Genomic DNA, 17,673 nt, shown 5'->3' with positions numbered 1-17,673 from the left:
GAGGCGAACCCCCACACGCGACTGATAGGATCGAAGCCCGTGATGCAGACTTCGGACGCGGGACATTCAGACGGCACGACTTTCACGACGAAGCACATCTTCGTCACCGGAGGCGTGGTCTCCTCACTGGGCAAGGGCCTGACGGCGGCTAGCCTCGGCAACCTCCTCACGGCTCGCGGACTTCGCGTCGTCATGCAGAAGCTCGACCCGTACCTGAACGTCGACCCCGGGACGATGAACCCGTTCCAGCACGGCGAGGTCTTCGTGACCGACGACGGAGCCGAGACCGATCTCGACATCGGCCACTACGAGCGATTCCTCGACATCGAGCTCAGCCAGGCGGCCAACGTCACCACGGGCCAGATCTACTCGCAGGTCATCGCGCGCGAGCGCCGCGGCGAGTACCTCGGCGACACGGTGCAGGTCATTCCGCACATCACCGACGAGATCAAGCGCCGCATGCGCCTGCAGGCCAGCGAGCAGCCGCAGCCCGACGTCATCATCACCGAGATCGGCGGAACCGTCGGCGACATCGAGTCGCAGCCCTTCATCGAGTCGGCGCGTCAGATCCGCCACGAGCTCGGCCGCAAGAACGTCTTCTTCGTGCACGTCTCGCTCGTGCCGTTCATGGGCGCCTCGGGTGAGCAGAAGACCAAGCCGACGCAACACTCCGTCGCGACCCTGCGCTCGATCGGCATCCAGCCCGACGCCCTCGTTCTGCGCAGCGACCGCCCCGTCACCGAGTCGAACAAGCGCAAGATCGCGCTCATGTGCGATGTCGACGAAGACGCGGTCGTCAACGCGATCGACGTGCCGAGCATCTACGACATCCCCTCGATGCTGAACGACCAGGGCCTCGACGGTCACATCGTCGACGCCCTCGACCTCGACAAGGCGAGCGACGTCGACTGGTCGCGGTGGCAGCGCGTGCTCCAGGCCGTGCACAACCCCAAGCACGAGGTCTCGATCGGACTCGTCGGCAAGTACATCGACCTGCCCGACGCGTACCTCTCGGTCACCGAGGCCATCAAGGCCGGCGGCTTTGGTCAAGAGACGCACGTCAAGATCACGTGGATCCCCTCCGACCTCTGCGAGACGCCCGAGGGCGCGGCGAAGGCCCTCGGCGCGGTCGACGGCATCATCGTCCCCGGTGGTTTCGGCATCCGCGGCATCGAGGGCAAGCTCGGTGCGCTGCGGTTCGCACGCGAGCAGGGCATCCCCACGCTCGGCATCTGCCTCGGCCTGCAGTGCATGGTCATCGAGTACGCGCGCACCGTCGCCGGCCTCGAGGGCGCGTCGTCGAGCGAGTTCGACCCCGACACCGCGCACCCGGTCGTGGCGACGATGGCCGAGCAGGTCGACATCCTCGAAAGCGGCGACCTCGGCGGCACGATGCGCCTGGGCCTGTACCCCGCCGCGCTCGCGGAGGGCTCGCTCGCGGCCGACCTGTACGGCTCGAACAGCATCTCGGAGCGCCACCGTCACCGCTACGAGGTCAACAACGCCTACCGTCAGCAGCTGAGCGACGCGGGCCTGGTGTTCTCGGGGCTGAACCCCGACCTCGACCTCGTCGAGTTCGTCGAGTTGCCGCGCGACGTGCACCCGTACTACATCGCCACGCAGGCGCACCCCGAGCTGCGCTCGCGCCCGACCGAGCCGCACCCGCTGTTCCGCGGTCTTGTCGGCGCGGCCCTCGAGCGTCACCGCTCGAGCGAGCTCTTCGACGTCGAGGAGGACTGACGTGGAGGAGCTGCGCGACGAGAAGGTCGACCTCGAGATCGTCTCGACCGACCTGGTCTACGAGGGCGCGGTCTGGGACGTGCGCTCCGACACCGTGCGCTACGGCGACGGCGAGATGACCCGCCAGTACGTCGAGCACCCGGGAGCCGCGGCGGTCGTCGCGATCGACGACGACGAGCGCGTCGTGCTCATCCAGCAGTACCGCCACCCCATCAAGGAGCGCGACTGGGAGATCCCCGCCGGGCTGCTCGACGTCGCGGGGGAGCCGCCGATCGAGACCGCCAAGCGCGAGCTGACCGAAGAAGCCGATCTCGCCGCCGACCGCTGGCAGCACCTGGTGTCGATGCACACGACCCCCGGCGGCAACGACGAGGTCGTGCACCTCTTCCTCGCGCGCGGTCTGCGCGCGGTCGAGACCGACTTCGAGCGCGAACACGAGGAGTCCGACATGCGCCTCGAGCGCGTGCCGCTGGCCGAGGTCATCGACGGCGTGCTCGCGGGACGCCTGCGCAACGGCATCCTCGCCACCGGCGCCCTGGCGGCGGCCGAGGTGTTGCGCCGCGAGGCCTCCTCCCGCTGACGTGGAGCTCGAGCGCGCGGTCGAGACCTACCTCCGGCACGTTGCGCTCGAGCGCGGGCTCTCGGACCACACCGTGGCCGCGTATCGCCGCGACCTGTCCGTCTACACGGACTGGTTGGGCGAGCGTGGCATCGGCGAGGTCGAAGCGGTGACACCCGCTCTGATCGCGGACTTCGCGGCCGAGCGGGCCTCGGCCGAGCCACCGCCCGCCTCGTCGTCGCTGGCGCGGCTGCAGTCGTCGGTGCGGGGGCTGCACCGCTTCCTCGTGCGGGAGGGACGAGTGGATGCCGACCCTAGCGGCCGACTGCGCCCGCCCAAGGCTCCGCGCCGCCTGCCGAAGGCCCTCACGATCGCTCAGGTCGATCAGCTGCTGGATGCCGCGGGTCCCGCGCCCGGTTCGGCAGACGCCTCCGCCGCGGAGCCGGCGGCCGTGCGCGACCGCGCTCTGCTCGAGCTGCTGTACGCCACGGGTGCCCGCGTGTCGGAGATCGTGCAGCTCGACGTCGACGACACCGCCCACGGCGACCTGCTGCGCGTGCGCGGCAAGGGCGACAAGGAGCGGATCGTGCCCGTCGGCTCGTACGCGCGCGCGGCCGTCGAGGCCTACCTCACGCGCGTGCGCCCCGCGCTCGCCGCGAAGGGACGGGCGACACCGCGGCTCTTCCTCGGCGTGCGCGGGGCGCCGCTGTCGCGCCAGAGCGCGTGGTTGATCATCCAGGCCGCCGCCGAGAAGGCGGGGCTCACCGCCCACGTCTCACCGCACACGCTGCGGCACTCGTTCGCGACCCACCTGCTGCACGGCGGAGCGGACGTGCGCGTCGTCCAGGAACTGCTCGGACACGCCTCGGTGTCGACGACACAGATCTACACGCACGTGTCGGTCGACGCGCTGCGCGACGTGTACGCGACCTCGCACCCGCGGGCGCGGTGACGCGACGGCATCCGGTGCCTTCGGCGGGCTCAGGGACCCGGGCGGCGGCGCCCGGTCTCGTCGACGGGCTCGGGGACCTGCATGGGCCGGCGCCTGAGGGAGTGGCATCCGGGGTCTTCGAGGCGTCGAAGGCGGAGGCGTGAACAGCGCGGCGGCCCTGAGACACTAGAGGGATGACCGCCACCCTCGTCGCGCAGGGCCTCGCCGGGGGCCACGGACACCGCACGCTCTTCGACGGCGTCGACCTCACCGTCGCGCCGGGAGACGTGATCGGCGTGGTCGGGGCGAACGGAGCGGGCAAGTCCACGCTGCTGCGTCTGCTCGCCGGCGTCGACGAGCCGCAGGGTGGATCGATCAGCCTCGCGCCCAGCGACGCCTTCGTCGGTTGGCTCCCGCAGGAGCACGAGCGCGTCGCGGGAGAGACCGTCGCGCAGTACATCGCCCGCCGCACCGGGTGCGCGGAGGCGACGCGGGAGATGGATGCCACGGCGGCGGCGCTCGGCGATGCGTCGGTCGTGGGGGCGGACGACGCCTACGCCACGGCCCTCGAGCGGTGGCTCGCCAGCGGCGCCGCCGACCTCGACGAGCGGATGCCGATCGTGCTCGCCGACCTGGGTCTGGAGGTGGGACCGGATGCCGAGATGACGGGTCTCTCCGGAGGCCAGGCGGCGCGCGTGGGGTTGGCGGCCCTGCTGCTGTCGCGCTTCGACATCGCGCTTCTCGACGAGCCGACCAACGACCTCGACCTCGACGGGCTCGAGCGACTCGAGACCTTCGTGAAAGGGCTCCGCGGCGGTGTCGTGCTGGTCAGCCACGACCGGGAGTTCCTCGCCCGCTCGGTGACCCGCGTGCTCGAGCTCGACCTCGCGCAGAACTCCCACCGTGTCTACGGCGGTGGGTACGACGCCTACCTCGAGGAGCGCGCGACCCTGCGCCGCCAGGCGCGTGAGAAGTACGAGGAATACGCCGACACGAAGGCCGACCTGGTCTCGCGTGCTCGGACGCAGCGCGAGTGGTCGAGCCAGGGCGTGCGCAACGCCATGAAGAAGTCGCCCGACAACGACAAGATCCGCCGCAAGGCCGCGACGGAATCGAGCGAGAAGCAGGCGCAGAAGGTGCGTCAGATGGAGAGCCGCATCGCCCGCCTCGACGAGGTCGAGGAGCCGCGCAAGGAGTGGCAACTCGAATTCACGATCGGATCGGCGCCGCGCTCGAGCTCGGTCGTGTCGACGCTGTCGGGGGCGGTCTTCCGCCAGGGCGACTTCACCCTCGGGCCGGTGTCGCTGCAGGTCAACGCGGGCGAGCGGATCGGCATCACCGGGCCGAACGGCGCCGGCAAGTCGACCCTGCTGCGCGGCATCCTCGGCCGTCAGAGCCCTGACGAGGGATCGGCCTCGCTGGGCTCGAGCGTCGCGATCGGCGAGATCGACCAGTCGCGGTCGCTGCTGGTCGGCGGGCGTGCGCTGGCCGAGACGTTCGAGGGCTTCGTGCCGGAGATGAACGCCGGTGAGGTGCGGACGCTGCTGGCGAAGTTCGGGCTCAAGGCCGATCACGTCACCCGCCCGGTCGATGAGCTCTCGCCGGGCGAGCGCACGCGCGCGGGACTCGCCCTGCTGCAGGCGCGGGGCGTCAACGTCCTCGTGCTCGACGAGCCGACGAACCACCTCGACCTGCCGGCGATCGAGCAGCTCGAGCAGGCGCTCGAGTCGTACACCGGCACGCTGCTGCTCGTCACGCACGACCGGCGGATGCTCGCCGCGGTGCAGACGGACCGCCGCTGGCGCGTGGAAGCCGGGGTCGTGACCGAGCTCTAGGCGAGCGGCGCGGGGCGCACCCGTCGCTCGATAAACGCGGATTCTGTCGAGACACGCTGTGTCGCAGAGAGTCTCGCCACTATCAGCGTTTATCGCGTGTGGGGGCGGCGGGGAACGGTGGGGTCAGCGGCCCTGGCGCTTCTTGTAGGGCTTCGGCTCGCCCTTCACGATCGGGGCGCGGCCCTTGCCCTTGTTGGCTTTCGCCTTGCCGCCGCCGGGGGCCTTCTGCCGCGGCGCGGCGGGAGGCGCATCCGCGATGCGGAGGTGGGCTTCTTCGAGCAGCAGGCGGCCGGCCGGGGTGAGCTGCGTCGGCGGGGTGCGCGAGATGAGCGGCTGCCCCACCTGCTCCTCGAGCTTGTCGACGGTCGTGTACAGCGAGGCGAGGGGGATGCGCAGCTTCTCGGCCGCGCGCGGGAAGTGCAGCTCCTCAGCGAGGGCGGCGAACCGGACGAGGTGCTCGAGCTTCATGGCATCCATTCTCCCGTGTTCGACGCGCGGAGCGGACCGGGCCGCTCAGCATGCGGACACGGGTGCCGCTCCTGAGCCGTCTGGAGCGCGGACCGGGGGACCTGGACGCGCGTCACCGTCCCGCCGCACCTGCGCGCGGCGGGACGGACGACGCCACTCAGGCGGCGGTGGAGGCGAGGAAGCGGTCCGCGGTGCGCAGCGAGAGGGCCATGATCGTCAGCGCGGGGTTGGCGGCGATCGCCGAGGGGAAGACCGAGTTGTCGCAGATCCAGAGGTTCGGGATCTCGTGCGAACGGCCGTCGGCATCGACCACGCCGTCGGACGGGTCGGTCGACATGCGGCACGTGCCGATCGTGTGCGCGGTGCGGGCGAGGACCATCGTCTCGCGCGCCCCGGCGGCCTCCATCACGCGCAGCATGAAGGCCGTCGCGTGCTTGTCGATCGCCTTCTCGTTGTCGCCGGCGGTGAACGTCACCCGAGCGCGCGGGATGCCGAACTCGTCGAGCTCGTCGACCAGCTCGAGGCGGTTGTCGTCGGACGGGAGGCAGTCGGCGTTGATGCCGATGCCGGCCATGAACCGCGCCTGATCGAGTCGCTGCAGGAGCTCGGGGCCCCACAGGCCGCCGCCGCGCACGAGGGTGGTCGAGAACGTCAACGGCATGACCCCGAGGCTCTGCACGAGGTATCCGCCGGCGAAGTCGGCGTCGGCCGGGCGCATCATGTCTTCGCTGATGAGCGACGAGGGGTACCCGCGGTGCCCGCGCACCGGCTCGTCGAACCGGCCCCACACCTGCGTCGCGCCGTGCGCGAGGAAGTTGCGGCCCACCTGACCGTTGTCGTTGGCCAAGCCCGTGTGCAGCAGCAGGCGCGGCGTTTCGACACCGCCGCCGGCGAGCACGAGGGCGCGGCAGCGCTGACGACGATCGACGCCGTCCGTGCGGTAGACGACGGCCTCGACGTGGCCGCGGGCGTCGAGCTCGATGCCGTGCACCATCGCCTCGCTGCGGATCTCGGCACCGGATGCCACGGCCGCGGGCAGGTACGTGTTGGCGGTGGACGCCTTGGCATCCACCCGGCATCCCTGATGGCACTCGCCGCAGTTGACGCACGCCCCGCGCTCGCCGTGGTGGTCCTGCAGGCGGGCGCGGGTGAGAACGGCGGCCGGGGCGTCGGCCCAGCGCACGCCGAGGGCGTCGCAGCCCTTGGCCACGAGGTTCGCGGGAGCATTGCGCTTCGCCGGCGCGTAGGCGTAGGTACGGCTGGGATCCCACGGATAGGGGGACGGACCCGAGACGCCGATGTCGCCCTCGACGCGCTCGACGTACGACAGCAACTCGTCAGGATCGATCGGCCAGTCGCGGCCGACGCCCGATTCGGTCTTCAGTGCGAGGTCGCGTCGATCGGGGCGCGGGGTGAACGCCCCCCAGTGCAGCATCGAGCCGCCGACGCCGCGCCCGCTGTTGTTCGGGCCGAACGCGGTCGGGTCGTCACCGCCGCTGAGGCGCTCCGACATCCAATTGATTTCGACGGCCTCGGTCTCATCGGGCGTGAGGTCGTCGAGCGAGAAGTGCCGCCCGGCCTCGAGAGCGACCACCGTGAGACCCTTCCGCGCGAGTTCGGCGGTCAGGGGTGCGCCGCCGGCGCCGGTTCCGATCACCACCACGTCGACGATCTCGTCGTCGGTGAAGGTGCGCATCGCTTCGAGGTTCATGCCGCGTCTCCCGTCGCGATCGTGCCGCCGACGTTCGCCGGCTCCCAGTCTTCGCGGCGCCCCAGGCGCAACTCGACGAATCCGCGGATGGGGCGGCCTCCGGTGGCGAACCCGTCGTAGCCGACGCGCGCCATGCTCGCGGGGTGGGCGAGCCACTGACGGACGAGGTCGTTGCGCACGTCCTCGAGCCACGCCTTCAGCTGGGCGGCGTCGAAGGGGCCCTCGGCATCCGCCTCTCCCTCGACGGCGGCGCGGAAGGTCTCGGCACGCTCCACCGGGTCGGTGGGCCACGTGGCGGCCATCTGATCGAGACCGGTGCGATACGCCTCGGCGTCGATGGGCAGGTCGGCGTGACGCCAACCGTCACCCTCGCCGCGCGCGAGCTGAGCGTCGACGCGTCCGGCGATGTCGATCGCCGGTCCGTCCTGGGGCACCACGAGGTCGGCGATCTCGCGGAGCAGCGTCAGCTGCGCCAGGTCCAGCACCGCGGGGGCGTAGCCGCGGTCGTCGGGCAGGGATCGTCGAGCCAGGATGCCGCGCACCCGGGCATCGACACGATCGCCGGCGATCAGCCGGGCCCAGTCGTCCGGCACCACCGGACCGACCCGCACCTCGTCGGCGATGAAGCGGGAGATCGCCGCAGCGGCCTCGGCGGGACGTTCGAGGGGGATCATGTGCCCGGTGTCGGGGAAGGTCGTGAAACGCGCGCGGGGGTAGACCGAGGCGAGCAGCTCCGGCTGGGCGGCGGCCCCGAGGTCCGCGTCGTCGGTCCCGGCGAGCACGAGCACGGGGATATCGAGGGTCTGCACCTCGGCGGTGGCGTCGACGCGACTTCCCGTCTCGAGCCAGGCGCGCCACGCGGTGGGCGACGTGCGACGAAGATCCGCGAGGGCGAGGGAATGCGCCCCGGCATCGAGGGGCTCCGCGGTGTTCTGATCGATGAAGGTCTCGGCATCCTGCTCCGAGATCGCCCCGCCGTCGACCCACGAGAGCATCCGCTCACGGCGCTCCTCGTCCATGGGTTCGGGACGCGGCGGCGAGGGAGCCATGAGCACCATGCCGCGGAGTCCGAACAGCGGAGCGTCTCCGCGCAGGACGCGCGCGGCCACGAGCGCGGCGATCTTGCCGCCCATGCTGTGGCCGCCGAGCATCCACGGACCGTTCGCGTGGCCGGCGAGGTGGCGGAGGACGTGCTCGACGGTCTCGTCGAGGGTGGCGTCGGGGGCGCTCGCGGCGGAGCCGAACCCGGGGAGGTCGATGCCCTGCACCCGCACGTCGTCATCGAGCTTCTCAGCGAGGCGGTCGAAGGAGCCGGAGCTCGCTCCCAGCGCGTGGAGGAGGTACAGGGTGAGGGGCGCCCCGCTGGCGGCGGAGGCGTTGTCGGTGGGCATGCACTCACGCTCGCGTACGGGAGGCCCCGGAACGGGTCGGTTGCGGAACGGGACGTTTTGCGCAAGCGTGCGCTGTGGCCCGTCCCTGGGACGACGATCGCCCCGGCCGTGCGCGACGGACCGGGGCGATGCGCGTGGTCGGCTTACGGAGTGACCATGCCGCCGTTGACGTTGAGGGTCTCTCCCGAGACGTAGCTCGACTCCGCGGAGGCGAGGAAGACGAAGGCCGGCGCGATCTCGGCCGGCTGGCCTGCTCGCTGGTAGGTGCTCTCGTCGTCGAAGTGCTCCATCTGGTCGTCGGAGACGCCCTGACTCACCTGCAGCGCCGACCAGGTGGGTCCCGGTGCGACGACGTTGACCCGGATGCCGCGTGACGCGAGCTGCTGCGCCAGGCCCTTCGAGAGGTTGTTGATCGCGGCCTTGGTCGCGGCGTAATCGAGGCGGTCGGGCGCCGGCACGTACGCCTCGAGGGACGCGGTGTTGATGATCGTGCCACCTTCCGGCAGATGGGCGAGGGCCGCCTTGGTGATCCAGAACGGCGCGAACACGTTGGTGCGGAACGTCTGCTCGAACTGTTCGTCCGAGAGGTCGTCGACCTTCTCGACCATCACCTGCTTGCCGGCGTTGTTCACGACGATGTCGAGGCCGTCGAGCGCCTCGGCGGCGCGGGCGACGAGCTCGCGGCACGCGCCGGGATCGGTGATGTCGGTCGCGATCGAGACGCCGGTACGGCCGGCATCCCGGATCTGCTCGAGGATGTGGTCGGCATCGCGCTGCTCGTCGGGCAGGTGCACGATGGCGACGTCGGCACCCTCGCGCGCGAAGGCGATCGCCACGGCCCCGCCGATCCCGGAGTCGCCCCCGGTGATGAGCGCCTTGCGGCCGACCAGGCGGCCGAGCCCGCGGTAGGTCTTCTCACCCAGATCGGGCACCGGACTCATATCGGCTTGAACGCCGGGCTCGGGCTGGTGCTGCAGGGGCGGCTCGACGCGGGCGTAACGGGTGACGGGATTGTCGAAGGTGAACTGATCGCGATCGGAGGTCATGCCTCGACGGTAAGCAGGGGCCGCCGCGCGGGGCGCGGCCTTGACGGGAGCGGGGCAGCCACGCTCGGACCGCGGGAGCCGGCGCGGAGACGGGAGTGTTCGATGGTCAGGACACTCCGCCCCGGTCGACGAGGCGCGTCGGAACGAGGTGCGTGTGAGAGCCGGTCGCGGGGTCGGCGCCCCTCGCCAGCAGCGTCTCGGCCGCGCGCGTGCCGAGCTCGGTGACGTCGTAGTCGACGATGCGGATGCGACGAGGCAGGAGTCGCGAGAGCTCGAAGTCGTCGAAGCCCGCGATCGCGATCTCTGCTCCGCGGGGCAGGATCGCCTCCAGGGCACCGATCGTGACGCGGTTGTTGGCGCAGAAGACCGCCGTCGGCGGGTCGGCGGAGTCGAGCAGCCGATGCACGGCGTCGCGCGCGACGGCGGGGGTGTGGAGGCCGTCCACGACCAGCGCGGGATCAAGGGGCGTTCCGGCCGCGGCGAAGGCCTCACGTGCTCCGGCGAGGCGCTCGACCATGGTGAAGATCTCGGGGGAGTCGAGCAGCACGGCGGTACGACGGTGTCCGGCCGCGAGGAGCTCAGCGACGGCGTCGCGAGCGCCTCCCCGGTTGTCGAGAAGGATGGCATCGGCCGGTACCCCGCTGCCGGGGCGGTCGAGGAAGACGACGGGCGTCCCGAGCTCGACCTCGCGGGACAGGTAGGAGTGATCGGTGGCGGTGGGGACGACGATGAGGCCGCCGATCTGGCGCTGGCAGAGATCGAGGGCGAGGGTGCGTTCCAGGTCGGCATCCTCTTCGCTGGATGCCATGACCAGGTGCATGCGCTCTCGCGTGGCGATCGTCGAGACGGCGGCGGCGACGGCCATGTAGAAGGTGTTCGAGAGGTCGGCGGCGACGAAGCCGATCGTGTCCCGGTTGCCCGAGCGCAGGCTCGCGGCGAGGGAGTTGCGGTGGTACCCGAGCCGCGCGACCGCGGCGCGCACTCGCTCGATCATGGCCGGGTCGACGCCCGACTCCCCGTTCACGACCCGGGAGACGGTCTTCAGGCTGACTCCGGCGTCGGCGGCGACGTCGATCATCGTGGGCCGACCGGTCTTGCGCATGCGTCTCCTCGTGCTGCCGTGAAGCGACGGCATCCTCCGAGCATAGGGAGTGCGCCCGCCTCGAACCGGCGACGCGGGGCCCGGTGGCGCGTCCGGGCCCCGCGTCACGTGATCAGGCCTCGGGGGCGACCAGCGCGCCCGTCTCGTGGGAGGCGATCGCGGCCGCGAACAGGCGGTGGGTGAGCGCCGCCTCTTCGGGGCGCACGCAGCCGAATCCGTCGCCCAGCTCGCCCTGGTATTCGGCGAGGAAGGCCGCCCACATCTGCAGGATGGCGTCGGAGAAGCCCGACTCGAAGTTGGGACCGGTCACCGTCGGCCAGACGGACTGGCTCCCGGCATCCACGCTCTGCCAGCTCTGCTCGCGGCCGACACCGGGCACGTCGACGAAGGCGAACACCTCGACCTGCTTGGGGTTCTTGGTGCTGAAGCGCACGCCGCCCGACATGCCGATGGCCTCGAACTCCCACGTGTTCTTCTGCCCCGGCGCGATGCGCTTGGTCTCGGTGGTGAGGGGGAAGGGGGCGCCGTCGTGGCGCGACCACGAGTGGATCACGGCGTTGTCCCACGTGTCGCACGGCTGCGGCGACCCGTCGGGACCGGGGCGCTCGGTGACGATGTCCTGCAGGATGCCGACGACCTTCTCGGGCGCCCACCCCAGCCGCAGCGGCACGTGCCACGTGTGCATGCCGAGGTCGTTGAGCACTCCCGCATCGCCGCAGAACTGCTTCTGCCGCTTCCAGTTGAGGGGCTTGTTCACGTCGATGTCGCTGGAGTGCAGGAAGGTGCATTTCGCCTCGACGATGCGGCCAAGACCGCCCGCGCGTACGTAGTCGACCGCCCACTGAGCACCGGGGAAGAACGGCATCTCGCTCGAGACGCGCACGAACGACTGAGGGTTCTCCTCGATCGCGGCCACGACAGCGTCGGCGGCGGCGCGGTCGATGCCGAACGGTTTCTCGGCCAGCAGTGCCTTGCCCGCGCGCACGGTGTCGACGTAGAGACGCTCGTGCAGGTCGTGGCGGACCGCGATGTAGACGACGTCGACGCGGGGGTCGGCGAGCAGCTCGTGGTGGTCGGTCGTGGTCAGCTGCACCGTGTCGATGCGCTCGAAGAACTCCAGCGCCGCGGGGTTGATGTCGCAGACGGCGACGAGCTCGGGCTCGGCCGGGTGGTCGATCAGGGCGGGCCAGCGTCGCAGCGCCGCCGCGATTTCGCGGCCCATGAGGCCGCCGCCGATGATGCCGACGCCGATCTTCTTGCCGGTCATGCGCGGTCTCCTTCCACGGGGGCGCCGATGAGGGCGAGAGCCTCGTCGACCGAGGCGTCGTCGTGCACGACGGCCATGAGCGCGGCCGTGATGCCGGCGGGGTCGTGGTGCTGGATGACGTTGCGTCCGTAGACGATGCCGCGCGCGCCCTGCTCGAGGACGGCCTGCGTACGCTCGAGCAGTGTGCGGTCGTCGACGCGCCCGCCGCCGCGGACCAGCAGCGGGGTGTCGCCGGCGGCCTGGATGACCCGGTGGTACTCGGTGATGTCGTCGGTGGGGTCGGCCTTGATGAGGTCGGCGCCGAGCTCGCGCGCCTGGCGGACGAGCGTGATCACCTTGGCGGTGTCGCCGTCGACCCCGTATCCGCCCGAGCCGGGCTTGGTCTGCATGACGAGGGGCTCGATCATGAGCGGCATCCCGTACTTCTCGGCGTCTGTGCGGAGGGCCAAGATCGAGCGGATGCACTGCTCGCGCACCTGCGGCTCGCCGGGGAGGTCGAGGAGGTTGACGCACACGGCCACGGCGTCGAGACGCACGGCCACTTCGATGGCATCCGGAACGTGGATGCTGTGCAGCGGGGTTTCGAGGGGATCGCCGTAGACGTTGGCGATGTCGGTGCGCAGCACGAGTCCGGGCTTCTGCTTGCCGGGGAACGCCTGCAGCAGCGGGGCCTGGCCGAGGGTGAGCTGCACGGCGTCGGGGCCGGCGTCGACGAGCGTCGCGACGGTCTTCGCCATGTCTTCGATGCCGGTGAGGAAGGTGTGCTCGTGGAACGCGCCGTGGTCGACGGCGACATCGAACGCGCGACCGGATCGGGCGTTGAAGAGGCGATTGAGGCGGGGTTTCGACATGGGGTGTGGGTCTCCGAAGCGTCGTATCGGGGCGCGGCTCTGCGCTCGACGGTCAGTATGCGGTTCGCAAGACAACGTTGTCAAACATTGGTAGCGTGAGCGTCGCAACGGCGAGGAAGGCGGGGCTCATGGGCGAGCTGTACGGACGATCGATCGACGAGGCGCTGCGGCGCTCGGGCTCCGCGGCGCAGGTCGCCGCGGTCGAGGCATCGGTGCGCAGCGATGGACCGGATGCCGGAACCCGGCGACTCCGAGTGATCGCGGGCGACCTCGACATCGAGCTGCTGCCCGACCGCGGACTCGACCTCGGGCAGGTGCGGCACCGCGGCGTGCCCTTGGCCTGGGTGTCGCCGACGGGATGGCCGCGCCCCGGCGCCGCGGGGTTCGGGGCGTCGTTCGGCGGGGGACTCGTGACCACCTGCGGCCTGCTGTCGTTCGGCCCGCCGTCGGTCGACGCCGAGGGGGAGCATCCCCAGCACGGGCGGTTCAGCGGGCTGTCGGCATCCGTCACCCGGGCGGAGGCGCGGGCGGATGCCGTGGTGGTCGAGGCCACCGTCGTCGAGGCGACGGTGCTCGGCGCCCACTTGGAGCTGCGACGGCGCCTGCGCGTGCCGCTGGGCGCGGGGCGGATCGAGCTGCGCGACGAGATCGTCAATCGCGGGTCGCGGGTGGTGGAGCCGATGGTGCTCTACCACGTCAACCTCGGCTGGCCGCTGGTCGACGCGGGCACCGTGCTGCGCTCGCCCGCGGACCGCGTCGAACCCCGCGACGCGGCGGCCGAGGCGGGGCTCGACGGGTGGGCGGAGTTCCCCGAACCGGTCGCGGACTACCCCGAACAGGTGTTCCGCCACGAGCTGCCGAGCGATCGACGGGTGAGTGCCGAGGTGATCGCGGCGTCGGGGCTCGGCATCCGGATCTCGTTCGACACCACGGTGCTGCCGGCGATGTTCCAGTGGCGCGTGGCACAGGACGACGGTCTCGTGCTGGGCGTCGAGCCGGCGACGGCGGCGACGATCCACGGCCGTGCCGCCGCGCGGGAAGCGGGGCTGCTGCGCGTGCTCGCCCCCGGTGCGTCGTGGGAGCTCGGTCTCGACATCGATGTCATCCGTAATCGATCTGAGACTTGACAACGTTGTCCGGCTGACCGCAGGATGACTCCATCGGAGCCCGCCCGAGGGATCCGATCCGAAATGACAACGATGTCGAGGATGCGATGACGCACGATGAACGGGTGGCCGCCGCCGCGGTCGCCGAGGCCGCGCCGGCCCGCCCGCGCGCTCGCCTCATCGACGTCGCGATGGCTGCGGGTGTGAGCCCCAAGACCGTGTCCCGGGTCATCAACGACGAGACGGGGGTGCTCCCCGTCACCCGCGACAAGGTCATGCAGACCGTGCGCGACCTCGGCTTCGTGCCCGACCGCAGCGCCCGGGAGCTCAAGCGTCGCGAGGCCGACACGATCGGCATCCTGATCGACGCGATCAGCGACCCCTTCTTCGCCGCCTTCGTCAGCGTGGTCGAGGAGCTCGCGATCGCCGAGGGCCTGAGTGTGATCTTCGCCAGCACCGGCTACGACGCCGCGCGCGAGACGGCCCAGCTCGACCGCCTGACCGGACGCCGCCTCGCCGGTCTCGTGGTCGCCCCCGTCGCCGTACCCGCCGCGGTCCTCGCGGGGCTCCGCAACAGGTGCCCCGTGGTGACAGTCGACCGCGTGCGCTCGGGGATCGACGCGGTCGTCATCGACGATTTCGGGGCGGCGGCCGAAGCGACGGCCGCCCTCCTGTCGCACGGCCACCGCCGGATCGCCTTCATGGGCGAGGACGTTCCCTACCCCACCGTCAGCGATCGCCTCGCCGGATACCGCGCGGCGCTCGAAGCGGCCGGCGTGGCCTTCGACCCCTCACTCGTGATCTCGCACGAGCGCTTCCGCGCGGGGGAGGCGGCCGAAGCCTCGCCCCTGCTCGAACGCGTGGACGCCCCCACCGCCCTGCTGTGCGCGACGAGCCTCGCGGCCATCGCGACCGTGCGCGCGATCCGCGCGCGGGGGCTCCGGATGCCCGCGCTCATCTCGTTCGGGGACTTCACCCTCGCCGAGGTGCTCGAACCCGGGATCTCCTATGTCGATCACGATCCCCGTCTGCTCGGCGCGGCGGCCTTCCACCGCCTCCGGCACCTGGCCCAGCACCCGGACGACGCTCCGAGCCGAACGGTCGTGCCCACGCGTCTCGTGCCCCGCGGCTCGGGCGAGATCGCCCCCGCCCTTCCCCTCGACCCGATCGGAGCGACGCGATGAAGCCCGTCCTGCTGCCCCCCAATCCCGTGCAGCACTTCTACCGCGGAGGCGACCGCATCGCCGCCCTCCGCGGCATCGTGCCCGAGACCGACCGTCAGCCCGAGGAGTGGCTCGGCTCGACCGTCTCGCGCTTCGGCTCCGACGAGATCGGTCTCGCCGTCACCGACAGCGGGGGGTTCCTGCGCGACCTCGTGACCGCGGATCGCGCCGCGTGGGTGGGAGCGCGCAGCGGACGGGATGCCGCCGACCTCGGCATCCTGGTCAAGCTCCTCGACGCCCGGCAGCGCCTTCCCGTCCACGTGCACCCCGACCGCGGGTTCGCGAGCGCCCACCTCGACTGCCCGTACGGCAAGACCGAGGCCTGGTACGTGCTCGAGACCGAGGACGACTGCGCCGTCCACGTCGGCTGGAACGAGAGCGTCGACCGCGACGAACTCGACCGCCGCCGCGACGCGCAGGACAGCGAGTGGATGCTCGCCCACATGAACCGCGTCGTCGTGCGCCCGGGCATGGGGGTGCTCGTGCCCGCCGGCACCGTGCACGCGATCGACGGCGGCATCTTCGTCGCCGAGGTGCAGGAACCCACCGACTTCTCGATCCTGCTGGAGTGGTCGGTCACGACCTCGACGCGCGAGGAGTCGCACCTCGACCTGGGCTTCGATGCCGTCATGCCCGCGGTGTCGACCGAGAAGCTCGACGCCGCGGCCCTCGACGCCCTGGTCAGTACCTCCGGCACGACCCCGGCCGGACCCGCTTTCCGCTCCCTGTTGCCGGATGCCGCGGACCCCTACTTCCGCCTCTTCGACGCCGCGGGAGACACGGTGGCGCACGCGGCCGGCTTCTCGGTCGTCCTGGTGCGCGAGGGCGCGGGCGCCCTGGTGTCGGATGCCGGCCGGGTCGACGTCGAGCGCGGACAGGTCTACGCCGTGCCGCACGCCTTCGGTGCCTGGCGCCTCACGGGCGGAGCCGAGATCCTCGTCGCCGCCCCCGGCGCCGGCTGGCCCGGAACCCTCCGCGGCGGTGACGTGCGATGAGCGATTACGTCGTCGGCGTCGACATGGGCTCGACGAGCACCAAGCTGCTCGTCGCCACCCCCGAGGGACGTCAGGTGCTCGTCGTGAGCCGCCGGTCGCCGTGGACCAACCTCGACCACGGTCAGGCCGAGATGACCGCAGCGGAGGCCGTCGCCGTCGTGCGCGACCTCGCCGCCGAGGCCGATGCGCGCCTCGATGAGGGCTACCGCATCGTCGCGCTCGGGGTCTCGGGCATGGCCGAAGCCGGCGTCCTGCTCGACGAGCGAGGCGCGGCCCTCGCGCCGATCATGGCGTGGTTCGACCCCCGCGGGGCGGCGCAGATCATGGCGACGCCCGATTCCTTCCGCGCCGAGTTCCCCGGCCGCACCGGACTGCCGGTCGGACCCCTGGCATCCATCGCCAAGCTGCTGCACCTGCGCGACGAGGGTATCCCGCTCGCGGGAACCACGTTCCTGAACGTCCCCGAGTTCGTCGTGCACGCGCTCGGCGGCCCCCGCGTCGCGGAGTACTCGCTCGTCTCGCGCACCGGCCTCATCGACCAGGACGACAGCACCCCCTGGCAGGCCGCCCTCGACGTGCTCGGCGTCGACGAGTCGATCCTCGGCACCCTCGTCAGCGCGGGGGAGCCGGTCGGCACCCTCGCCGACCTCGACATGCCGGCGGGCTTCCGCGGCGCCGCCCTCACCGTCGCCGGCCACGACCACCTCGTCTCGGCGGTCGCCGTCGGCGCCACGCACACCGGTCAGCTCTACGACTCGATGGGCACCGCAGAGGCGCTCGTGCGGGTGCTCGACGACACCCTTCCCTTCGATGCGCGCGAGCGTCTGGCCCACGCCGGCATCAACTGCGTGCGCCACGTCATCCCCGGCAAGTACGTCCTGCTGGCGGGCACGAAGTCGGGCCTGCTCATGCGGCGCGTGCTGCAGCTGCTCGGCATCACGGATGCCGTGGGGCGGGCCCGCATCGACGACGAGGCTCTCGCTCTTCCCGTTGACGGGACTCTTGCCGACGGAGGCCTGGAGGTCTCGGGCGCGCGCAACGACGACGGCGTGCTGAACATCGTCGCGCAGAGCGACGGGCTCAGCCCCGCCGAGCTGTTCGCGGCGAGCCTGCGCCACGGCAACGACATGCTCGCCGAGTGCATGTCTGCGATGGACCGCGAAGTGACCCCTCCCACCTCGACGGTGCTCACCGGTGGCTGGTCGACCATGGCGTCCGTCGTGCGTTCGCGCTCCGCGCTGCTACCCGAGGTCACCGTCTCGACCCACGACGAGGGCACGGCCTACGGCGCCGCGCTCTTCGCCGCCTTCGCCGCGCGGTCGGTCGAGGGCACGGCATCCGGAACCTTCGCGAACGTCGCGGACACCTTCCTCTCGTCATCGCTCGACCCGGCGGAGCGCCGTTCCGCCGTGCTCGCCTCTCTCACCCCCACCCCTGAAAGGAGCTGA

Annotated in this window: 15 protein-coding genes; 8 read left to right on the top strand and 7 right to left on the bottom strand. The window is 71.4% G+C overall.

All coding sequences use genetic code 11. The features are described from left to right. The first annotated feature begins 42 nt into the window (after positions 1 to 42). The 4 genes from AB6V31_RS14910 to abc-f all read left to right on the top strand — a co-directional run bounded on the left by AB6V31_RS14910 (position 43) and on the right by abc-f (position 5,065). On the top strand, positions 43 to 1,740 hold the full coding sequence (locus AB6V31_RS14910; RefSeq protein ID WP_369366601.1) for a CTP synthase: 1,698 nt from the start codon (positions 43 to 45) through the stop codon (positions 1,738 to 1,740). Between the two features lies 1 nt (position 1,741). After that, positions 1,742 to 2,320, top strand: a complete 579-nt coding sequence (locus tag AB6V31_RS14905) for an NUDIX hydrolase (protein WP_074695208.1) — start codon at positions 1,742 to 1,744, stop codon at positions 2,318 to 2,320. 1 nt (position 2,321) lies between these two features. Continuing rightward, positions 2,322 to 3,251: a site-specific tyrosine recombinase XerD gene (gene xerD, locus AB6V31_RS14900; protein WP_369366580.1), complete on the top strand. Its 930-nt coding sequence runs from the start codon at positions 2,322 to 2,324 to the stop codon at positions 3,249 to 3,251. A gap of 173 nt (positions 3,252 to 3,424) precedes the next feature. Next, positions 3,425 to 5,065 carry a ribosomal protection-like ABC-F family protein gene (gene abc-f / locus AB6V31_RS14895; protein ID WP_369366578.1) on the top strand — a complete coding sequence of 547 codons (1,641 nt, stop codon included), beginning with the start codon at positions 3,425 to 3,427 and terminating at the stop codon, positions 5,063 to 5,065. 123 nt (positions 5,066 to 5,188) lie between these two features. On the opposite strand, the gene AB6V31_RS14890 is transcribed toward abc-f, so the two are convergent. The 7 genes from AB6V31_RS14890 to AB6V31_RS14860 form a co-directional block, all read right to left on the bottom strand. Continuing rightward, positions 5,189 to 5,533, bottom strand: a complete 345-nt coding sequence (locus AB6V31_RS14890; protein ID WP_144785893.1) for a LysR family transcriptional regulator — start codon at positions 5,531 to 5,533, stop codon at positions 5,189 to 5,191. A 157-nt stretch (positions 5,534 to 5,690) separates the two neighbouring features. After that, complete coding sequence (locus AB6V31_RS14885) at positions 5,691 to 7,244, bottom strand: GMC family oxidoreductase (RefSeq protein WP_369366576.1); 1,554 nt, start codon at positions 7,242 to 7,244, stop codon at positions 5,691 to 5,693. Further along, positions 7,241 to 8,635, bottom strand: a complete 1,395-nt coding sequence (locus AB6V31_RS14880; protein WP_369366575.1) for an alpha/beta fold hydrolase — start codon at positions 8,633 to 8,635, stop codon at positions 7,241 to 7,243. Before AB6V31_RS14880 ends, AB6V31_RS14885 begins: the two co-directional genes overlap by 4 nt. A 143-nt stretch (positions 8,636 to 8,778) precedes the next feature. Beyond that, on the bottom strand, positions 8,779 to 9,681 hold the full coding sequence (locus tag AB6V31_RS14875; RefSeq protein ID WP_056224178.1) for an SDR family oxidoreductase: 903 nt from the start codon (positions 9,679 to 9,681) through the stop codon (positions 8,779 to 8,781). Between the two features lie 106 nt (positions 9,682 to 9,787). Then, complete coding sequence (locus AB6V31_RS14870; protein ID WP_369366572.1) at positions 9,788 to 10,783, bottom strand: LacI family DNA-binding transcriptional regulator; 996 nt, start codon at positions 10,781 to 10,783, stop codon at positions 9,788 to 9,790. Positions 10,784 to 10,895: 112 nt separating this feature from the next. After that, on the bottom strand, positions 10,896 to 12,050 hold the full coding sequence (locus AB6V31_RS14865) for a Gfo/Idh/MocA family protein (protein ID WP_369366571.1): 1,155 nt from the start codon (positions 12,048 to 12,050) through the stop codon (positions 10,896 to 10,898). Next, positions 12,047 to 12,901: a class I fructose-bisphosphate aldolase gene (locus tag AB6V31_RS14860; protein ID WP_369366569.1), complete on the bottom strand. Its 855-nt coding sequence runs from the start codon at positions 12,899 to 12,901 to the stop codon at positions 12,047 to 12,049. The genes AB6V31_RS14865 and AB6V31_RS14860 overlap by 4 nt, the downstream gene beginning before the upstream one ends. A gap of 95 nt (positions 12,902 to 12,996) precedes the next feature. Between AB6V31_RS14860 and AB6V31_RS14855 the strand changes: the two genes are divergently transcribed. The 4 genes from AB6V31_RS14855 to AB6V31_RS14840 all read left to right on the top strand — a co-directional run bounded on the left by AB6V31_RS14855 (position 12,997) and on the right by AB6V31_RS14840 (position 17,673). Next, positions 12,997 to 14,028 (top strand): aldose 1-epimerase family protein, encoded by a 1,032-nt coding sequence (locus AB6V31_RS14855; RefSeq protein ID WP_369366567.1) that lies wholly within the window; start codon positions 12,997 to 12,999, stop codon positions 14,026 to 14,028. Positions 14,029 to 14,114: 86 nt separating this feature from the next. Then, positions 14,115 to 15,191: a LacI family DNA-binding transcriptional regulator gene (locus AB6V31_RS14850; RefSeq protein WP_056224168.1), complete on the top strand. Its 1,077-nt coding sequence runs from the start codon at positions 14,115 to 14,117 to the stop codon at positions 15,189 to 15,191. Next, positions 15,188 to 16,225 carry a hypothetical protein gene (locus tag AB6V31_RS14845; RefSeq protein ID WP_369366565.1) on the top strand — a complete coding sequence of 346 codons (1,038 nt, stop codon included), beginning with the start codon at positions 15,188 to 15,190 and terminating at the stop codon, positions 16,223 to 16,225. Before AB6V31_RS14850 ends, AB6V31_RS14845 begins: the two co-directional genes overlap by 4 nt. Next, complete coding sequence (locus tag AB6V31_RS14840) at positions 16,222 to 17,673, top strand: L-fuculokinase (RefSeq protein ID WP_369366563.1); 1,452 nt, start codon at positions 16,222 to 16,224, stop codon at positions 17,671 to 17,673. Before AB6V31_RS14845 ends, AB6V31_RS14840 begins: the two co-directional genes overlap by 4 nt.

The sequence above is a fragment of the Microbacterium sp. 16-032 genome, assembly GCF_041079455.1.
Lineage (GTDB): Bacteria > Actinomycetota > Actinomycetes > Actinomycetales > Microbacteriaceae > Microbacterium > Microbacterium testaceum_A.
The sequence above is the reverse complement of the archived record's forward strand: the minus strand, read 5'-3'. Positions and strand labels throughout refer to the sequence as shown.

Coding starts and splice junctions, on each gene's coding strand:
- AB6V31_RS14910 (WP_369366601.1), top strand. CDS start 43: ATGCAGACTTCGGACGCGGGACATTCAGACGGCACGACTTTCACGACG.
- abc-f (WP_369366578.1), top strand. CDS start 3,425: ATGACCGCCACCCTCGTCGCGCAGGGCCTCGCCGGGGGCCACGGACAC.
- AB6V31_RS14890 (WP_144785893.1), bottom strand. CDS start 5,533: ATGAAGCTCGAGCACCTCGTCCGGTTCGCCGCCCTCGCTGAGGAGCTG.
- AB6V31_RS14885 (WP_369366576.1), bottom strand. CDS start 7,244: ATGAACCTCGAAGCGATGCGCACCTTCACCGACGACGAGATCGTCGAC.
- AB6V31_RS14880 (WP_369366575.1), bottom strand. CDS start 8,635: ATGCCCACCGACAACGCCTCCGCCGCCAGCGGGGCGCCCCTCACCCTG.
- AB6V31_RS14875 (WP_056224178.1), bottom strand. CDS start 9,681: ATGACCTCCGATCGCGATCAGTTCACCTTCGACAATCCCGTCACCCGT.
- AB6V31_RS14870 (WP_369366572.1), bottom strand. CDS start 10,783: ATGCGCAAGACCGGTCGGCCCACGATGATCGACGTCGCCGCCGACGCC.
- AB6V31_RS14865 (WP_369366571.1), bottom strand. CDS start 12,050: ATGACCGGCAAGAAGATCGGCGTCGGCATCATCGGCGGCGGCCTCATG.
- AB6V31_RS14860 (WP_369366569.1), bottom strand. CDS start 12,901: ATGTCGAAACCCCGCCTCAATCGCCTCTTCAACGCCCGATCCGGTCGC.
- AB6V31_RS14850 (WP_056224168.1), top strand. CDS start 14,115: ATGACGCACGATGAACGGGTGGCCGCCGCCGCGGTCGCCGAGGCCGCG.
- AB6V31_RS14845 (WP_369366565.1), top strand. CDS start 15,188: ATGAAGCCCGTCCTGCTGCCCCCCAATCCCGTGCAGCACTTCTACCGC.
- AB6V31_RS14840 (WP_369366563.1), top strand. CDS start 16,222: ATGAGCGATTACGTCGTCGGCGTCGACATGGGCTCGACGAGCACCAAG.